Source organism: Streptomyces sp. NPDC097107 (assembly GCF_044762405.1).
In the GTDB taxonomy this organism is placed as follows: Bacteria; Actinomycetota; Actinomycetes; order Streptomycetales; family Streptomycetaceae; genus Streptomyces; species Streptomyces thinghirensis.
In genome coordinates, this window is sequence record NZ_JBIWEF010000009.1 from 118,743 (window position 1) to 134,909 (window position 16,167).

11 protein-coding genes and 1 pseudogene are annotated in these 16,167 nt (G+C 71.0%); 4 read left to right on the forward strand and 8 right to left on the reverse strand.

The window, feature by feature from the left end:
- Nucleotides 1–280 precede the first annotated feature (280 nt).
- The 5 genes from ACIQ1J_RS22310 to ACIQ1J_RS22330 all read right to left on the reverse strand — a co-directional run bounded on the left by ACIQ1J_RS22310 (nt 281) and on the right by ACIQ1J_RS22330 (nt 7,057).
- Nucleotides 281–709 carry a DUF6892 domain-containing protein gene (locus ACIQ1J_RS22310; protein ID WP_403559079.1) on the reverse strand — a complete coding sequence of 143 codons (429 nt, stop codon included), beginning with the start codon at nt 707–709 and terminating at the stop codon, nt 281–283.
- Between the two features lie 25 nt (nt 710–734).
- On the reverse strand, nt 735–2,270 hold the full coding sequence (locus tag ACIQ1J_RS22315) for a fused MFS/spermidine synthase (RefSeq protein ID WP_403559082.1): 1,536 nt from the start codon (nt 2,268–2,270) through the stop codon (nt 735–737).
- 202 nt (nt 2,271–2,472) lie between these two features.
- Complete coding sequence (locus tag ACIQ1J_RS22320; RefSeq protein WP_403559085.1) at nt 2,473–3,960, reverse strand: oxygenase MpaB family protein; 1,488 nt, start codon at nt 3,958–3,960, stop codon at nt 2,473–2,475.
- Nucleotides 3,957–4,643: a polyprenyl diphosphate synthase gene (uppS, locus tag ACIQ1J_RS22325; protein ID WP_403559683.1), complete on the reverse strand. Its 687-nt coding sequence runs from the start codon at nt 4,641–4,643 to the stop codon at nt 3,957–3,959. The genes ACIQ1J_RS22320 and uppS overlap by 4 nt, the downstream gene beginning before the upstream one ends.
- 419 nt (nt 4,644–5,062) lie before the next feature.
- Nucleotides 5,063–7,057, reverse strand: a complete 1,995-nt coding sequence (locus ACIQ1J_RS22330; RefSeq protein WP_403559088.1) for a flavin monoamine oxidase family protein — start codon at nt 7,055–7,057, stop codon at nt 5,063–5,065.
- Nucleotides 7,058–7,346: 289 nt separating this feature from the next.
- On the opposite strand from ACIQ1J_RS22330, the gene ACIQ1J_RS22335 reads away from it, so the two are divergent.
- Together ACIQ1J_RS22335 and ACIQ1J_RS22340 are read left to right on the forward strand one after the other, a co-directional pair.
- Complete coding sequence (locus ACIQ1J_RS22335) at nt 7,347–9,245, forward strand: NAD-binding lipoprotein (protein ID WP_403559091.1); 1,899 nt, start codon at nt 7,347–7,349, stop codon at nt 9,243–9,245.
- A 72-nt stretch (nt 9,246–9,317) separates the two neighbouring features.
- Nucleotides 9,318–9,488 (forward strand): annotated as a pseudogene (locus ACIQ1J_RS22340) (FMN-dependent NADH-azoreductase); the annotation flags it as partial.
- Nucleotides 9,489–9,505: 17 nt separating this feature from the next.
- On the opposite strand, the gene ACIQ1J_RS22345 reads toward ACIQ1J_RS22340, so the two are convergent.
- Entirely contained in the window at nt 9,506–9,748 is a 243-nt protein-coding gene (locus ACIQ1J_RS22345; RefSeq protein WP_403559094.1) for a hypothetical protein, read from the reverse strand.
- 146 nt (nt 9,749–9,894) lie between these two features.
- On the opposite strand from ACIQ1J_RS22345, the gene ACIQ1J_RS22350 reads away from it, so the two are divergent.
- Nucleotides 9,895–12,372 (forward strand): SCO7613 C-terminal domain-containing membrane protein, encoded by a 2,478-nt coding sequence (locus tag ACIQ1J_RS22350; protein ID WP_403559097.1) that lies wholly within the window; start codon nt 9,895–9,897, stop codon nt 12,370–12,372.
- Nucleotides 12,373–12,636: 264 nt separating this feature from the next.
- Here the strand turns inward: ACIQ1J_RS22350 and ACIQ1J_RS22355 are convergent, their stop codons facing one another.
- Together ACIQ1J_RS22355 and ACIQ1J_RS22360 are read right to left on the reverse strand one after the other, a co-directional pair.
- Nucleotides 12,637–14,355, reverse strand: coding sequence for an acyl-CoA dehydrogenase family protein (locus ACIQ1J_RS22355; protein ID WP_403559099.1), 1,719 nt, complete (start codon nt 14,353–14,355; stop codon nt 12,637–12,639).
- Nucleotides 14,356–14,463: 108 nt separating this feature from the next.
- A complete protein-coding gene (locus tag ACIQ1J_RS22360) occupies nt 14,464–15,036 on the reverse strand; it encodes a PadR family transcriptional regulator (RefSeq protein WP_403559102.1) in 573 nt (190 codons plus the stop codon).
- A 584-nt stretch (nt 15,037–15,620) separates the two neighbouring features.
- Between ACIQ1J_RS22360 and ACIQ1J_RS22365 the strand changes: the two genes are divergently transcribed.
- Nucleotides 15,621–16,121, forward strand: a complete 501-nt coding sequence (locus tag ACIQ1J_RS22365) for an ester cyclase (protein WP_403559105.1) — start codon at nt 15,621–15,623, stop codon at nt 16,119–16,121.
- Nucleotides 16,122–16,167 lie beyond the last annotated feature (46 nt).

Below are 16,167 nucleotides of genomic sequence, written 5' to 3' on the forward strand. Positions count from 1 at the left end.
CTCCGCTTCGTCCAGGGGCGACGTTTCTCCGTGCGAGGCGGGCCCCGTGCGACGGTGCGACGTCAGTACGCGCTCAAGCTGCTCGCGAACCCGAACCATGACAGGGACGCGACGCTGCTGAGTGAGGGACACAGCTCCCGCAGCTTGGCCGGGCCGGTCTTGGGGGACTCGCGGCTCATCCGGTAACAGCCGGGCCTCCGGAGGGTCCTCACCCGTCCGTGCCACCTGGCCTGCGGACTTCTTGGCGTCCGCGTACGTGCCGGGGAAGTCCTGGTCGATGCTAGTCGGCGACTATGCCGCGGGCGCTGAGGACGTTCAGCAGCTCCGGTCCCAGGAACTCGGAGCCGAGCACACGTCGGAGATGGGGAAGTAGCACGAGGTCGTCGAGGGAGGTCACGTCGAACAGGTCGTCCTCGCCGTCCCACACCGGGGCGCACTCCTGGTACACCTGGTTACCGCCGTCCATGCACAGCTCCTCGACGCCGGCCAGGAGTTCGTCGCTGATCTCCAGTGACTCGAAGTAGCTGCGTGCCTCGGGCACGATCTGGTACGCGAGTCCGTGCTGCTCGGCGTACTCCCAAGGGGAGTCGCCGAGCCCCTTCTGCTTCAGGAGGTCGGCGAGGCGGAACTGAGGCGCGAGCGTCTCATCGATGAACATCAGCTGCTCGACGACGATGAGCTTGAAATTGAAGTCCTTGAATGTGGCCACGCGCACAACATATAGGGACGTCCGGTCATTGACTGTTCGGTGGGCCGTAGGGCTGGAGGAGCTGGTCGACGGGCGCGTAGTCGTCGGTGAGCAACTGGGCGTCGCCGATCCAGGAGGTGAGGTCGTCGCCGGAGGCGGTCCTCCAGCCGGTTCGCCGGGCATCGAGCGCCTCCTGGACCGCGCGCAGGTCGACCCGCCGGTCGGAGGCGAGCACCACCATGTTGCCGCCCTTCGAGGTGGTGGTCCGGCTGAGGCCGATGTCGCCGGGTTCACCGATGAGGACGACGTGTTCGAAGGTCTCGGCCAGGGTGGCCACTTCGGCGCGTGCGAACTCCAGAGCGCCGTGATCGATGAGATTGGCGACGTACAAGCCGTCCTCGTCGAGCACCCTGCGTACGTCGGTCATCGCTTCCACCGTGGTGAGGTGCCACGGGACGCTGACGCCCCCGAAGGCGTCGCCGACGACGAGGTCACGACTGTTCGTGTCCAGTCGTCGCAGGCCGAGCCTGCCGTCCTCCGCGCGTACGTCGATACCGGCCTGCGGCGTCAGACCGAGTTGGTCGTGGTTGATGCGCACGACCCCGCTGTCGATCTCGGACACGACACTGTGCGTCCCGGAACGCGTCGCCGCGAGGTAGCGGGGCAAGGTGAGCCCACCGCCGCCCAGATGGTGAGCGGTGAGTGACTCTCCTCCGGGGTAGGCGGTGTCGACCACCGATGCGATGGCGCGCATGTACGTGAACTTCAGGAAGGTCGGGTCGTCGATGTCGACGTACGAGTGCCTCAAACCGTCCAGGACGAGTGTGCGGCCGCCGACCCGGTCGGGATCCGCGACGACCCGTGCGCAGTGGTACCGGGTCTCCGTGTCGCAGGCACCGGGCGCCACACTGCCGGCGAGGCCGCCGGCGACGACCACGAGTATGAGGGCAGGGGTGCCGATCCACCCGCGCACGCGCCACTCGACCAGCGCCGAGCCGACCACCAGCAGTGTTCCGAGGCCGATGAGGATGCCGCTGACCGGCCATCGCGAGATGAGGACGAAGCCGGTGAGGACAGTGCCGAAGATCGCGCCGACGGTACCGACGCCGGACAGCCGTCCGACAACCGTCCCGGTCTCGGCAATGGTGGTGAGACGCAGTTTGGTCACCACGGGCGTCACCGCGGAGAGCAGCGCGCCCGGCACGAGGACAGTCAGCGCCGCGATCAACAGGAGCATCGCTGGTGCCCACTCCGCGGTGGTGCGGAGCACGGCAGGGGTCAGCGCGACGACCGCTCCCGACACCCCGAGCGAGGGGCCCAGAAGCCGGCGTGGATTGACCTGGTCGGCTACGCGCCCGCCCAGCCAGGAGCCGAGAGCGATCGCGGTGAGGGCGATGCCGATCACCATGGTGCTGGTCTCGAGGGTGAGGCCAAGATAGGGGGCCAGCAGCCGCAGAGCGACGATCTCGACCACCAGGACCGCGGCGGAGGCCCCGAAGACGAGCGCGGCAGCCGCACGGGAACCCAGGCCGCCGCTGCCTGGCGTGCCCTCGGCGAGAGGCGCGGAAGACGATCCGGTCATGGGCGACATCCTGGCATGCGGCGCCAACGCGGGAGAGGTTGAGGAAAGCCGCCATTTCGCGCTCCGCTGCGGGCGTCGTCGCCGGTCGTGAGCGCGCCCGGGCCGGAACTGGTCGAGTGGTCACCGCGTTCGCTCCGGTGTGAGCGCCGCCCGTTCTGGCGACGCCGCCTCAAAGCGGCCGCGCCGACGGGCGACACGCACCCTAGGCGTCCGCGAGGAGGGGGTCGTACGGGGTGCTGGTGCGGCGGGCGGACATGAAGGAGAGGAAGTCGCTCACGAAGGCGCTCCGGCCGTAGGCACCGCCCGTGGTGGCGAGGTCGCGGTGGAAGGCGGTGCGGAAGAGGTTTCGGTGCTCCTCCGCGTCGATGGTTCCGCTGCCGTCCTTGTCGGTGGCGTCGAAGAGGACCTCGGCGACGCGAATGAGCGCGGCTCCCGCGAGGGAGGGCACGGCCGCGGCGTACTCCTGCGCGCTCACCCGGCCGTCGCCGTCCGTGTCGAGGGCGGTCTGGAGTTCGCGCCACCAGGCGGCGAAGGCGTCGTACAGCCGAGTCTCCTCGGGCTCGTCCAAGTCGAGTCGGGTGGCGAGTTCACGGGCCATGGCGGCGAGGTCGGGCCAGTCGAGGTGGCCGTCGCCGGTCTGGTCCAGCACCTGGTGGAAGAATTCCTCCGCCGAGCGCCGGCCCTCGTCCGCGCCCGACGCGGAGGCCGGGTCCTGGGCGAGGTCGTCGCCCAGCGGGGTGAGGAGACGGAGCAGGGCAGAAGCCCGCTTCATGCGGCCGCGCAGGGCGGTCACGGTCCGGGCGCGGGGGTCGTCGCTTCCGGGTGACAGGGAGAGCAGTTCGATGACGCTTCCGGCGTTGAGCCAGCCGTCGGGCAGGAATCGGGCCAGCCCGGCGGCGAGGTACGCGCCCTGCATGAGGGTCTGGGCGCCGGGCATCTCCGGCAGGCCGGCCCGTCGCCGGTACGGCTCGGGGAGCGAGGCAACGGTGATCGCACCGAGCAGCGGTCCGGCGACGGCCCGGCCGGCCGCCCACAGCGTCGGCGCGCCGTCGAGCAGCGCCGGGGCGGGCAGGTGGTCGAAGAGCCGGTAGAGGATGACGCGGGCGGCTTCGGTATTCTCCAGCCGGGTCTCGACGACCCGGTCGAAGTACGGCCAGAAGTCGTCGAGTTTTTCGGGGAGTTCGCTGGAGTCGCCGTCGAGAGCGGCTAGGAACTCATGGTACTCGGCGTACATCCGCTCCATGGTGGCCTGGTCGAGCGGCTGGCCGCTGAACCGGCACATGGTGACGGCGCTCTCGAAGAGAGTGGCGACCACCCAGGCCCGAGCCGCGCGGTCCATCGCGTCGTAGGACCGGCCGCGTGTGTCGGATCCGCTCATGCGGGCGTGCAGCCGGTTGAGCCGGGCGGCCTCCCGCTCCCGTGCCGCGGGGTCGTCACCGAACATGCGCCGCATGCTGAGGAAGGTGTTGCGGAGCCGGCGCCATGGGTGAGCGACGAAGGTCGAGTTGTCGACGAGGGCGGCGCCGATCTGTGGGTGGGCGGCCTCGAGCACGGTCGCGCGGATCATGGCGAGCGCCCAGCGCGGGTCGTCGAAGAACGCGTGGAACTGCGAGTCGGGTCCGAACAGGGGCGGCACGTCGGCCGGCCGCTGGGTGCCGGTACCGGCGGGACCGGTCGTTCCGGTCGTCATCGTGGGTCTCCGTTCGTCTGGGACGGCAGGCCGCCGAAGCGGCGGGCGCGATGCTGATAGGTGTGCAGGCACGCGAGGAAGTCGGAGGCTCGGAAGTCCGGCCAGAGCACTTCGGGGAAGATCCACTCGGAGTAGGCGACCTTCCAGAGCATGAAGTTGGAGATTCGCTGCTCACCGGAGGTACGGATGACGAGGTCCACGTCCGGGGTGTCGGGAAACGGCAGGTACTCCGCGAACAGCCGCTCGGTCACCTCGTCCGCCGGCGTCCCGCTGAGGATCAGCGCTCGGGTGGCCTCGACGATGTCCCGGCGTCCGCCGTGGTCGAAGGCCACGGTCAGCGTCATCCCGCGGTTGTCGCCGGTCAGCATCGTGAGGTCGTCGAAGTCCCTGGCCAGTTTGTGAGGGATGCGAGGGTCCGCCGCCCCGGTGAAACGGCAGCGGATTCCACGGGCGAGCAACAGCGGCGCGTGCTTGCGCACCACCCGGCGGACCAGGCGCATCAGGTAGTCGACCTCGGCACCGGGCCGGTTCCAGTTCTCGGTGGAGAAGGCGTACAGGCTGAGCCACTCGACACCGGCGGACCGGGCCGCCTCGATGATGTCGATGACGGTGGTCTCGGCGGCCTGGTGCCCCGCCGTGCGCGGCAGCGAACGGCGCTGCGCCCACCGGCCGTTGCCATCCATCACGCACGCCACGTGCCGGGGCACCGCGCGCGCCGCTCCGTCGCTCCGCCGTTCCCCGCCCGGCAGGCCCTCCGTCGCCTCCGTCGCCGAGTGTCCGCCCTGAATGTCGTAGTCCGTCATGCCCGGCCCCGCTCCCCCCGCAGTGACGCAACCGGTAGTGCCGTGCTCGCTCACGCCTGTCACGCCTTGTCCCCCGCCCTCGCCGGCGTGCTTCCTGCCGAGATTCTGGCAGCAAGGACGACGCCGGACTGCTGGTACGGGGGACTGTCACCCTTGGCTCGTACGTCCGAGTCCCCTCCCCCACCCCGGCCGATCGTCTCCGCCGAACTCCTCCTGCTGCCACGGTCCATGAGGAGCGCGGAGTCGCCGGTCCACACGCATCGCCCGGCGACTCCGTGATCTCACGTGGACCACGCGGCTCAGGCGGTGTGGATCTCCAACGCGGTGCGCACGGCGGACTCCACTGCTCCCTCGATCCACGCGGGTTTGACGGACGTGTGGTCCCCGGCGAAGTGCAACGGTCCCTCAGCCACGGGAATGGAGGGCAGCAGCTCCGTGTGCTGCCCGGGCAGGAGTACGGACGCTTCCCCGTAGGCGTAGGGGTCGCGCAGCCAGCTCTGCGTGCGGCCCGCGCCGGTGTAGAAGACCTCGACTCGCTGGCCGTAGACCTGCTGGAGGCCGCACAGGGCGTGGGGGTACCGCGCCTCGTCGTCCAGGGAGTCCCAGCGCAGCGCGTCGTCCGCCCAGCTGTAGGAGGCCAGGACTACGCCCCCCGGGCTGCCGGAGACCGGATGGGAGGGGTGGAACATGAACCGGTTGGCGTTGTCCGACAAGGAGCCGCCTCCGACGACGTCGACCGCCTCCGGCTGATCGCGCGCGATCGCGCGGTTGGCGGCGTAGTGGGTGCGCTGTCCCGGTGTGATGTGCCCGGCCGGCACGGAGGGATGGGCCCCGAGCAGGCTGCCGTCCGCGGCGGCGCGGCCGGTGCGGTAGGCGTCGTACAGACCCGGGTCGACGGCGTGCAACTCGCGTTTCCAGTCGGCCTCGTCGAACTCCCACCAGCGGCGGCTGAACTCCAGCAGCACTTTGGTGGCGCAATCGTAGTGCAGTTCGCAGACCGCCCGGCGCTTGCCGTACGACATGGGCGGTTCGACCTGTACGTGACGCAGTCCGGAGAAGGGAACCGTGACCACCGCGACGTCCGCGGTGAACTGCTCGCGTACGACGGGACCGCCGCGCCCCTCCGACACGGTGTCCACCCACACGTGCGGGCCCTTGCTCCGGACGTGCTCGACGTCCGGTGAGGGACGGTCGGGGTGGTGGTACTGGATGCGCGTCACCCGGCGGTCGAACCGCACCTCCTTGCGCACGCGTTCCAGCAGGGCGTCCGGCAACACGGCCGTGCCCCCCTCCAGTTCGTAGAACGGCGTGTCGGGGCTGATGAGGGAGGAGCCGATGAAGCTGTGGATGAAGGACAGCGGGAGGCGCGAGGTGAGGTTCTCCAGGGTGCCGATCAGGTCGATGGTCCGTTCATCGAGACCGGCGTGCTCGGTGAGGAAGCGGAACATCGACCAGTCACCGAACCGCTGTACCACGCGTGCCCAGCCCCGCAGTCGGTCCGGGAGCGGCTTGTCGACCCGCTTGCCGTCGCGGTCGACGTAGCTGAACTCGTCGCGCACCGGGTCCAGCGCGGAGCGCAGGATGGCGGCGGCGGAGGTGTCCCAGCGGGCTCGGGGGACGCCGAACGACCGGTTCACGCGCCGGGGCGCGCGGGCGTAGTCGGCGCGTCGCACACGGATGCCGTTGACGTGGATCCAGGTGCGGTAGGCGGGGTCTCCCTCGTCGTCGACGTCGACGTAGTGGAAACGCCGCTTCTTCAGGCCGAACTGGTCGATCAGCTCCATCACCAGTGGATGGCTGCCCGGGATGCGCATGGCGCCCGCTTCGGCGTACTGGCGGGGGTCGGCGAAGGGCTGCTCGGCGCGCTCGTGGCCACCGCTCCGGAAGGTCTTGACGCGTCCGCCCGCCCGGTTGCCGTTGGCCTCCAGCACCGTCACACGGTGGCCTGCCTTCTTGAGCAGCCAGGCGGTCACCAGACCGGCCGGGCCGGCGCCGACGACCAGGATGTTCTTGGGCCGTGCCCGTCGCTGAGCCGGCAGACCCTTCTGCAGGACGCGCTGGTAACCCGGCACGAGGGGGCGGTCGTCGGAGTCCAGTACCAGGAGGGCGCGGGCGACGGCGAGGCACCGCTCGAAGTCGGTGTCACGGCTGTCGCCCGGAGCGGCCGGTGCGGGCAGCGCCGTGGCGACACCGCCGGTCAGGGCTGTGGCCACCGTGGCCGTGCCGGCCGCCGCCGCGAAGCTCCTCCGCGTCAGACCGCCGTCGGAACGCACCACCGTGTGATCTTCAGTCATGGCGGTCTTTGTACCGGCGTCCATGGGCCCTGCGCCCGCCCTTCGCTCCGGCATTGACTCGAAGGAGCTAATCCCGCGCCGCCCCTGACGTCGTCGCAGGTCCGCCGACGTGGACAGCTCGGGTCCCCGAAGGGATGAACGTTGATCGAACTCCGTCTGCCGTGACCATCGATCCCCCACACTGCGACATGCGTGTCCACATCCGTGCTCTCCGGCGGGGCCCCACGGCGCATCACCCATGCGGTGCCGACGCGGCTTCGCGAGAGCGCGAGGCGATGGAGGGGGAAGGGTGACGCAGCGGCGCGCTCCGTTCGGTGACAGAGCCCGGTACTGGTTCGACAGCACGCTGACCCGCGGTGCGGCCGCTCTCGTCGGCTGGATGGCCCTGCTGTGTCTGGCCGTCGTCGTTCCGGCCAGTGCGGTGCTGGTGTGGACCGACCCTGATGTCCCGGCGTCCCTGGCGGACCGGTTGGCCGGGGTGTGGCGCCTCACCGGGGAGACACTGCGGCTGGGCGGCGCGACGGGTACGCCGCTGCGGGCGATGATGTCGGTCTTGCTCGCGCTGGTCACTCTGCTGTACGTCTCCACGCTCGTCGGCCTGATCACGACGGCTCTCACGGAGCGGCTCTCCGCGTTGCGGCGGGGCCGCTCCACCGTCCTCGAACAGGGGCACGCCGTGGTCCTGGGGTGGTCGGAACAGGTCTTCACGGTGGTGAGCGAGCTGGTGGCCGCCAATGCCAACCAGCGTGGCGCGGCGGTGGTGGTGCTGGCCGACCGGGACAAGACCGTCATGGAGGAGGCCCTGAGCACGAAGGTGGGCTCTTTCGGCCGTACGCGGCTCATCTGCCGCAGCGGCCCCCCCACCGACCCGGCCGTGCTCCCCCTGACCAGCCCGGCCACGGCCGGTGTGGTGCTGGTCCTCCCCCATGACGAGCCCGACGCCGACGCCGAGGTGGTGAAGACGCTGCTGGCGCTCAAGGCCGCACTGGCCGGGGAGGAAGGCCGTCCGCCCGTCGTCGCCGCCGTCCGGGACGACCGGTACCGCCTGGCCGCCTGTCTCGCCGCCGGCCCCAGCGGCGTCGTCCTGGAGAGCGACACCGTCACCGCCCGGCTGATCGTCCAGGCCGCCCGTCGCCCCGGGATCTCCCTCGTCCACCAGGAACTTCTCGATTTCGCCGGCGACGAGTTCTACCTGTCCAGCGAGCCCTCCCTGGTCGGCCGTCCGTTCGGCGACGCGCTGCTGTCCTACTCGGCGTCGAGCGTCGTCGGGTTGATGCGAGGAGACTCCCCCCTGCTCAACCCGCCGCCTGATACGCCCATCGCCGCGGACGACCTGCTCGTCGTCATCTCCCGTGACGACGACACGGTATGGCTCGACGACTGCGCGGAACTGGTCGAGGAGGCGGCGATGGCATCCGTCCCTTCGACGCCCGCGCGTGCGGAGCGGATCCTCCTGCTGGGCTGGAATCGCCGGACGCCGCTCATAGTCGATCAGTTGCGCCGCCTCGCCCGGCCCGGATCAGTCGTCGACGTGGTGGCTGACCGGGGTGAAGCGACAGTACGACAGGTGAGCGAGGTCGACGTGCACAGCGGTACCGGTCTGAGCCTGACACTGCACCACGGCGACGTGACCCGTCCGGACACCCTGCGGCGCCTGGACGTTCACTCCTACGACAGTGTGATCGTGCTCGGTCGGGACCCCCTTCCCGGGCAGCCGCCGGACGATCCCGACAACCGCACTCTCGTCACCCTCCTGCTTCTGCGCCAGCTGGAAGAAGCCACCGGCCGCGAACTGCCGGTCGTCACCGAACTGATCGACGACCGCAACCGGGCGCTGGCCCCCATCAGCCCCGGAGCCGACGTGATCATCAGCGGCAAGCTCATCGGCCTGCTCCTGGCCCAGATCTCCCAGAGCCGGCACCTGGCGGCGGTGTTCGAGGAACTGTTCTCCGCCGAGGGCAGCGGCGTCGGCCTGCGGCCGGCCCCGGACTACGTGCTGCCAGGGAGCGAGACGACCTTCGCCACGGTCGTGGCGGCGGCACGTCAGCGCGGCGAATGCGCCATCGGTTACCGGAGCCACGACGACTCGTCCACGAGTCCCGGTTACGGCGTGCGGATCAATCCGCCCAAGGGCGAGCGGCGCCGCTGGGCGGTCGAGGACGAGGTGGTCGTCGTCGGCAGGGACTGACGGACGGCTCCGGTGGGGCGGGGTGAGAGAACCGTCGGCGTCGTTCGGTCTGTCGGCAGCCCCCGGAGCACTCTCGGGCTGGACCTCGACTTCATCGTCCCCCAGCTCACGATGGCACCCCGCAACCCGGCCATGTCCGGGCTGGTCCCGCGCTACGGAACCTCCCGGGAGCGCGCGCACAGCGACGCGGCCGCCAAAGCTGCGGAACTCACGGTTCGTCCCTCCGCACACAGCCGGCGGTGACACCGAGGCTGCCCGGCTCACTGCAGAGGCAGCCTTCGCCCCGTTGCTTCCCGCTCCTGGCCACCGTCCGGTTGGGCGAGCCGGGTCAGCAGACGTGTCGGTTGTGCGGAACCTTCGGGGCCCTGGTCGGCCACCATCCGCTCGGCCAGCGGCTCGGCCGCGATGTGCGCCGCGCCGAACAGCTCCGGCCCTTCCGCTGCGATCTCCACCGCCCGCACCCGGCGGTCCCCGGGTGCGGAGCGTTCGATGTCTTCACGCACGAGGTCATGGGACGGCTCCTCCGCGTCCCGGGCCGGGGCGAGTTGCCGCCGGTGCGGCCGGTGTTCCGTGACGCGGGCAGTACCTGAGTAGGAAGTGAGTACGTGCGCTCATGCCCGAAGGGGTGACGGGGAGCACACTCCGAGGCATGACGAATCTTCCGCCCCCGGCCGAGGAGCTGAGGCTCCTCGACGCCGAGTTGTGGCGCCTCGACGCCCGCCGGGCCGTCCTGCTGCAGCGACGCGCGTGGATGATCCACACCTTGCGGTCGGCAGCCGCGTCCCAGGGCGGCCAGGACAGCGGTGCCGGGCCGGCGGCGTGGCCGGGCCGGGACTCCGCCGTCACCCACCGGCCGGAGACCACCGCGCCCGGCGTGCAGAACCTGCTCCTCGTCCTCGGCGGAGTCCTGCTGACGGTCGCCGGGGTCGCGTTCACCCTGGTCGGCTGGGGCCATTTGGGGATCACCGGACGTTCACTGGTGCTCGGCGCCGTGACCGTGGGGACACTGGGTGCACCGGTGGCGCTCCTGCGCCGAGGGCTGGCGTCGACGGCCGAGGCTGTCGCCGGCCTGGGGCTCGCCCTCACCGTGCTCGACGCCTACGCGCTGTACCAGGTGGTGTTCACCGGCACGGACGTTCTCGCGTACACGGCCGCCGCGACGGCCGTCCTGGCGGGAGCGTGGGCCGCCTACGGCCTGAGCGCGGGCTCCTCGCCCGCGACGGACGCCCCGGGCGAGGAGGGCACGGATCAGCAGGCGGCACGGCTCGTGCTCCGTCTTCCCCTCCCCCTGGCCACCGCGACCGCGCACCTCCCACTGCTTCTGTGGGCACTCGCCGTCGGTGCGGGGCCGCCCACGCTCACGGCCGTGCTGCTGGTGACCGCGGCGGCCGGAGCCGCCGTCGCACTGCGGACGGGATCGGCCCCGGTGCGGATCGTCGCAGTCGTCGGCTCACTCGGTACGGGGGCCGTGGGAGTTGTCTCGGCCGGTCTGCTCACCTGGAGTGCTTCCGCCCCGGGCACCGCCGCGCGGTCGGCCGCGCTGCTGGCCCTCGCTGCGGCGATCGCCCTGGTTGCGGCCCGGTTCGTCCCGAAGCCGGACGTCGCGGTGGGCGCGGCGCTGACGGCGGGGCTGTGCGTGGCTGCCGGAACAGGTGGGGTGATTCGGGTGTCGCTGCCCGGAGCGTGGACTGTGCCGGGGTTCCTGGTCTGCGGCGTCGCCCTGCTGGCGGCCGTCCGGACGCCGCTGCCCCGGGCATCGCGCAGGGGGCTTGTGCTCGCTTCGCTGACCGTCCAGGGTCTCGCGGTGGCGTGGGCGGTGCCCGTGGTCGCCGGGACGCTCCTCGGCCCGGTGGCCGGTATGGGGCGGCCCTGGTCCGGTGTGCCGCGGGATTTCCGAGCCGCCGTGTTCACGGACGTGCCCTGGCCCCCGCACGCGGCCACCGTGCCGCTCGTGCTCACCGTCGTCGCGGGCGTGCTGGCGGTGGTGGCCCGGCGCGGTGCGGAACGGCGGCCCTCGGCCGCGGTGGGAGCGCTCGTCCTGGGCTGGGCTGCGGTGCTCGTACTTCCGCTCGTGCTCGAACTCTCCTACGGCGCGGGCCTGGTGGCGCAGGGTGCCGTGGTCGTGGGCGCGCTGGGCTGCGCGGAGTGGACCCGCCGTGCGACTGACGCAGCGTCGCCGCTGACCCTCACGGCCATGATGCTGGCCCTCGTGACCTCCGTCGCCCTCGCTCTCGTCTCCTTGGCGTCCGAGGCGGTGACGATCGGTGTGCTCGTGGTGTTGACCCTGCTGTTCGGCGCCGCAGGTCCGCGCCCCGGGACCGGTGCGTTCGCGGCACCGGCGGCTCTCGTTCACGCCACGGCCATGGCCTGCGCGATCGGCGCGTCCATCGGCCTGCAGCCGCAGCACACGGCGCTGCTGGTTCTCGTCGTGCCCGCCGTCGCGGCCCTCGTCGCGGCACGTCCGGTCGGCTCGTCCACGACCGTACCGGTCGAAGGGGCGGGCGTGGCGGCGGGGCTGCTCGCCCTCGTTCTCGCCGCGACCGATCCGCCGATGCTGGCTCTGGTGCTCTCGCTCGGCGGGGTCATCGCGGCCGGGACCGCGCTGCGACGAGAGCGGCGGCCGGTCGCCCATGTGGCCGCCGTGCTCTTCCTGCTGGCCACCTGGTTGCGATGGGCGGCCTGGGACGTCACCACGCCGGAGGCCTACACCCTGCCCGTGACCGTGCCCGCACTCGTTGTCGGTCTACTCGGGCGCCGCCGTGACCCGGCCCTCTCCTCCTGGACGGCGTACGGTGCCGGCCTGGCCGTCACCGCGGTGCCGAGCCTCTTCGCGGCGTGGGGCGACCCGCACTGGCTCCGGCCCCTGCTGCTCGGTACCGCGGCGCTGGCCGCCACCCTGGTGGGAGCCGGCAACCGGCTCAAAGCACCGCTGGTCCTCGGCGGGGTCGTGCTCGCGCTGGTGGCACTGCACGAACTCGCCCCGCACGTCGCCCAGGTCGTCGGCCTGCTCCCCCGGTGGGCGCCTCCCGCACTGGCCGGTCTGGTACTGCTCGCGCTCGGAGCCACCTACGAGCAGCGCCTGCGCGACGCACAGCGCGTACGGGAGGCGTTCGGGCGGTTCCACTAGGTCCTGTCGTCAAGCTCCCGTCGTCCGCCCGGAGGGCGGGCCTCGCGGCGTCGGGTGCGTGCTCTCGGCGCGCGGGGCCCTGATCCTCGTACTGGATGTACTCGGATCGGGGCCCGTGCGGCGAGAGTGCGTGCATGGCGTCGCGAGGCAGACGGGAGTCTGACGACAGGTTCTCCAGGCCGCGTGAGACCGTCGGCGTCTCCGCGGACGCGCCGGCGGCTCCCCGGCACCGGATCCGTGAGCCGATGCCGGGACCGGCTCCTCCTAGGGAGCCATCTCGTAGGCGCCGGACAGCGCCTCGACACGCTCCCAGACGCGGGCCGACCGGGCCTCGTCGACGACGGGGCGCCGGATTGCACCGAGGGCCCAGCTCTGCTGGAGCTCCGTGGCCGAGGCCTTGCCGTGCAGTTCGACGGCATGGTTCGAGAAGTCACGGACGAGGACGGAGAACAGCTCGTCGAGGACGTCCTCGTCCAGGTCGGTCGACTCGGCCTGTTCGAGGATCAGTTGGCCGTGTACGACCAGGGCGAACAGCTGGCCGACGGCGAGCAGCAGATCCAGGTCGCGGCTCTGCCGCTCGTCGGGTGCCGCGGTGGTGACGAACGTGCACAGGGCATCGGCCTGCTCCCGGAACCGGGCCACGTTCGGCACCCCGGCGTAGGTGTCGAAGGCGGAGCGCCAGTCGTGGAACCGGATGGAGCCGAGCCCGCGGGCCGGGCCCTGCCGGAACAGGAAGGTGTCGTCGGCCGCGTCGAGACGGGTCGGCACCCGCGGGTGGTCGACCGGGTCCAGCAGGTGGTTGCGCATGAACTTCAGGATCAGTGCCAGGTTGACGTGCACCGTGCCCTCGAGCTTCGGCAGGCCCCGGATCTCGATCGCGGCCTGGGCGAAGTAGTTGTCCTTCTCGAATCCCTTGGCCGCGATGACGTCCCACATCAGGTCGATGACCTTCTCGCCCTCGGTGGTGACCTTCATCTTGGTCATCGGGTTGAAGAGCAGGTAGCGGCGGTCGTCCGGTCCGGCGGAGCGGAAGTAGTCGACGGCGCGGTCGCTGAACAGCTTCATGCCGGCCAGGCGCACGTACGCGTCGATCAGCTCCCGCCGGACGTGCGGGAAGGCGGTCACGGGACGGCCGTACAGGATGCGGGTGTGGGCGTGCGTGACGGCCTCGTACATGGCGTGCTCGCAGATGCCGATCGAGGCGGTGCACAGGTTGAACTTGCCGACGTTGACGGTGTTCAGGGCGGCGTCGAAGGCGGCGCGCCCGGTGTGCAGGACGTCCTCGCGGCCGACCGGGTAGTCCTCCAGCCGGAACTCGCTGACGTACTTGGAGGAGTCGACGACGTTCTTGACCAGGTGGTAGGCGGGGTGACGGCTGTCGGCGGCGAAGAAGACGTAGCCCTCCGGCCCCTCGACGTCGGTGCGGCGGCCGAACACCGACACGAGCCCGGCGGCGTTGCCGTTGCCGATGTAGTACTTGGAACCGGTCGCCCGGAAGCCGCCCTGCCCGTCGGGCTCCAGCAGCATGTCCGTGGAGTAGATGTCGGCGCCGTGGCTCTTCTCGGAGAGGCCGAACGCGAACACCTCTCCCTGGACGAGGAGTTCGGCCGCTCGGGCGCGGGCGGCGGCGTTGCCGCTCTGCCAGACGGGGCCGAGGCCGAGGATGGTGACCTGCCAGGCGTACCAGTAGTCGAGGCCGTAGAACCCGAGGATCTCGTTGAGGGCGGCGATACGGGCGGTGTCCCAGCGCTGGTCCGGACGGTCGCCGTCCGCCGCCGGGGTCAGGAAGGTGGCGAAGAGCCCCTCCTTCGCGGCGAATGCGAGGAAGTCCTCCAGCCACACGCGTGAGCGGTAGTCCTCGATCAGCCTGCGCTTGCCGCGCGCCTCGAACCAGTCGACCGTGGCACGCAGCAGCCTGCGGGTTTCCGGGTCGAAGTGCGCCGGGTCGTACGTGCGCGGGTTGAACAGGAGCTGGTCGGCCATGAGGGTGCCTTCCGGAGGTCGGGTCGAACGGATTCAGGCGGATTCGGACAGATCGCGGGCGATTGTCGAAAGGTCAAGGGCAGGTTTCGGGGCCGATGGGGCTCGAAGTCAGTCCCGGTTGCCGGGTCGCGCGGCGCGGAGCCCGCGGAGGGTGTCGAGGACGTCGTCGAGCCATGCGATGGTCATCCGCTCGAAGGCGATGCCTCCGCGCAGCACGACGTGCTGGAGCTCCTGGCCGACGCCGAGCGGCCGGGGAGCGTCCGGGCCGCTGAAGTCCCGTCGCTCTCCGGTCAGGTAGCGCCGGAGCCGGTCGTCGTGTGCCTCGCGGTGACGTTCGACCTCGGAGATCAGTGCGGACGGCTCGTCGAAGGCCGCACCCCGGATCTTGACGGCGAGCTCGTGCCGGATGCTTTCCGGTTCGACCGGCTCGTGCAGCCATGCGGTGAGCGCCGTGCGCCCCGGCGCCGCGACGGAGTACTCCTTCTTGTCCGGCCTCCCCTGCTGTGCCACTTCCCGGACTTCCAGCAGGCCGTCGCCCTCCATGCGCCGCAGCACGCGGTAGATCTGCTGGTGGGTCGCGGTCCAGAAGTATCCGATGGATCGATCGAACCGGCGCGCGAGTTCGTACCCCGAGCCCGGCTTCTCCAACAGTGAGACGAGGATCGCGTGTTCGAGCGCCATGTTCCGGATCTTTCTATGCAACTTGTTGCATAGGCAAGTCGTCACGCCCCGATGAGATCCGGCTCACTTGACCTTCGCGTGGATTCGCGCGTTTTCTCCACGATCAGGGCTCTTCCGGCTCCGTCGCGCAGACCTGGGAGGCCACGCCCGAGAGCGTGACGACGCGCGCTGCGGATGACGGCCGCGGACGCCTGACGTGGCCTGCGCCGACGGCGTCTCGTCCTCGCGGGAGACGCTTGTTCGGTCGGCGTACTGCCCGGGCAAGGCGTCTGCCGTGGGCCCCGCCGCACGGCCGGCCCGCACCGAGAGGAAGTGACTGTCTCCCCCACCCTCTGACGGCCGCGGTCCAGGTTCGGCGGCGTCGCCCTGCGAATGCTCCGTTCCGGCAGGTCTACGCCACAGTGCTCACCGCCGTTCCGCTCGCCCGTACGCTCCAGCCCGCGCCGGCTGTCCGATGCCCGCAGGAGGTGGCCTGGCGCCCAGGCAGAAAGCGGCCCGCTCACAGTCCGCCGCGCCACCGCGCCGGGTCGATCCGGCTCTCGTACAGGGGAAGTTCCCGGGGTGGCCGGCCGGTCTCGAAGGAGGTGCTCCGGGTCGGTGACAGCGGGGAGCGCCCCGGCCAGTTCCGTCCCGAGTGCGAGATGGTGCTGGAGTTCATCGAGGAGGTGTGGTCGCAGCGGCGCCTGGACAAGGTCCATGACTACATGGACCGCGACCTGTTCCTGCACACGATCGGCGACCGCACCGTCATCCGACCCGAGCGCTGCCAGGCCGATCTGCCGGCCATGGTCGGCCCGTTCCCGGACGCACGGTTCGCCGTCCGTGACGTCCAGGCCAACTACAACGAGCGGTACGCGGGTCTGCGCGTCGCCGTCATGTGGACCATGCGTGGCACGTACCGGGGCACGCCCGCCTTCGGCGCTCTGACCGGGCAGCCGGTGACCGTGCTCGGCGTCTCCCAGTTCCTGATCCAGAACGGCCGGATCGTGCGGGAGTACCGCGTGTACGACGAGATCTCGCTGCGCGCCCAGATCAACGTGGCACGCGGGGACGGCACTGACGAGGTCGACGCCGACATCTACTGAGCCACACACACCGGAGCTCCCGTCGGACAACAGCGGCGGGGGCTCC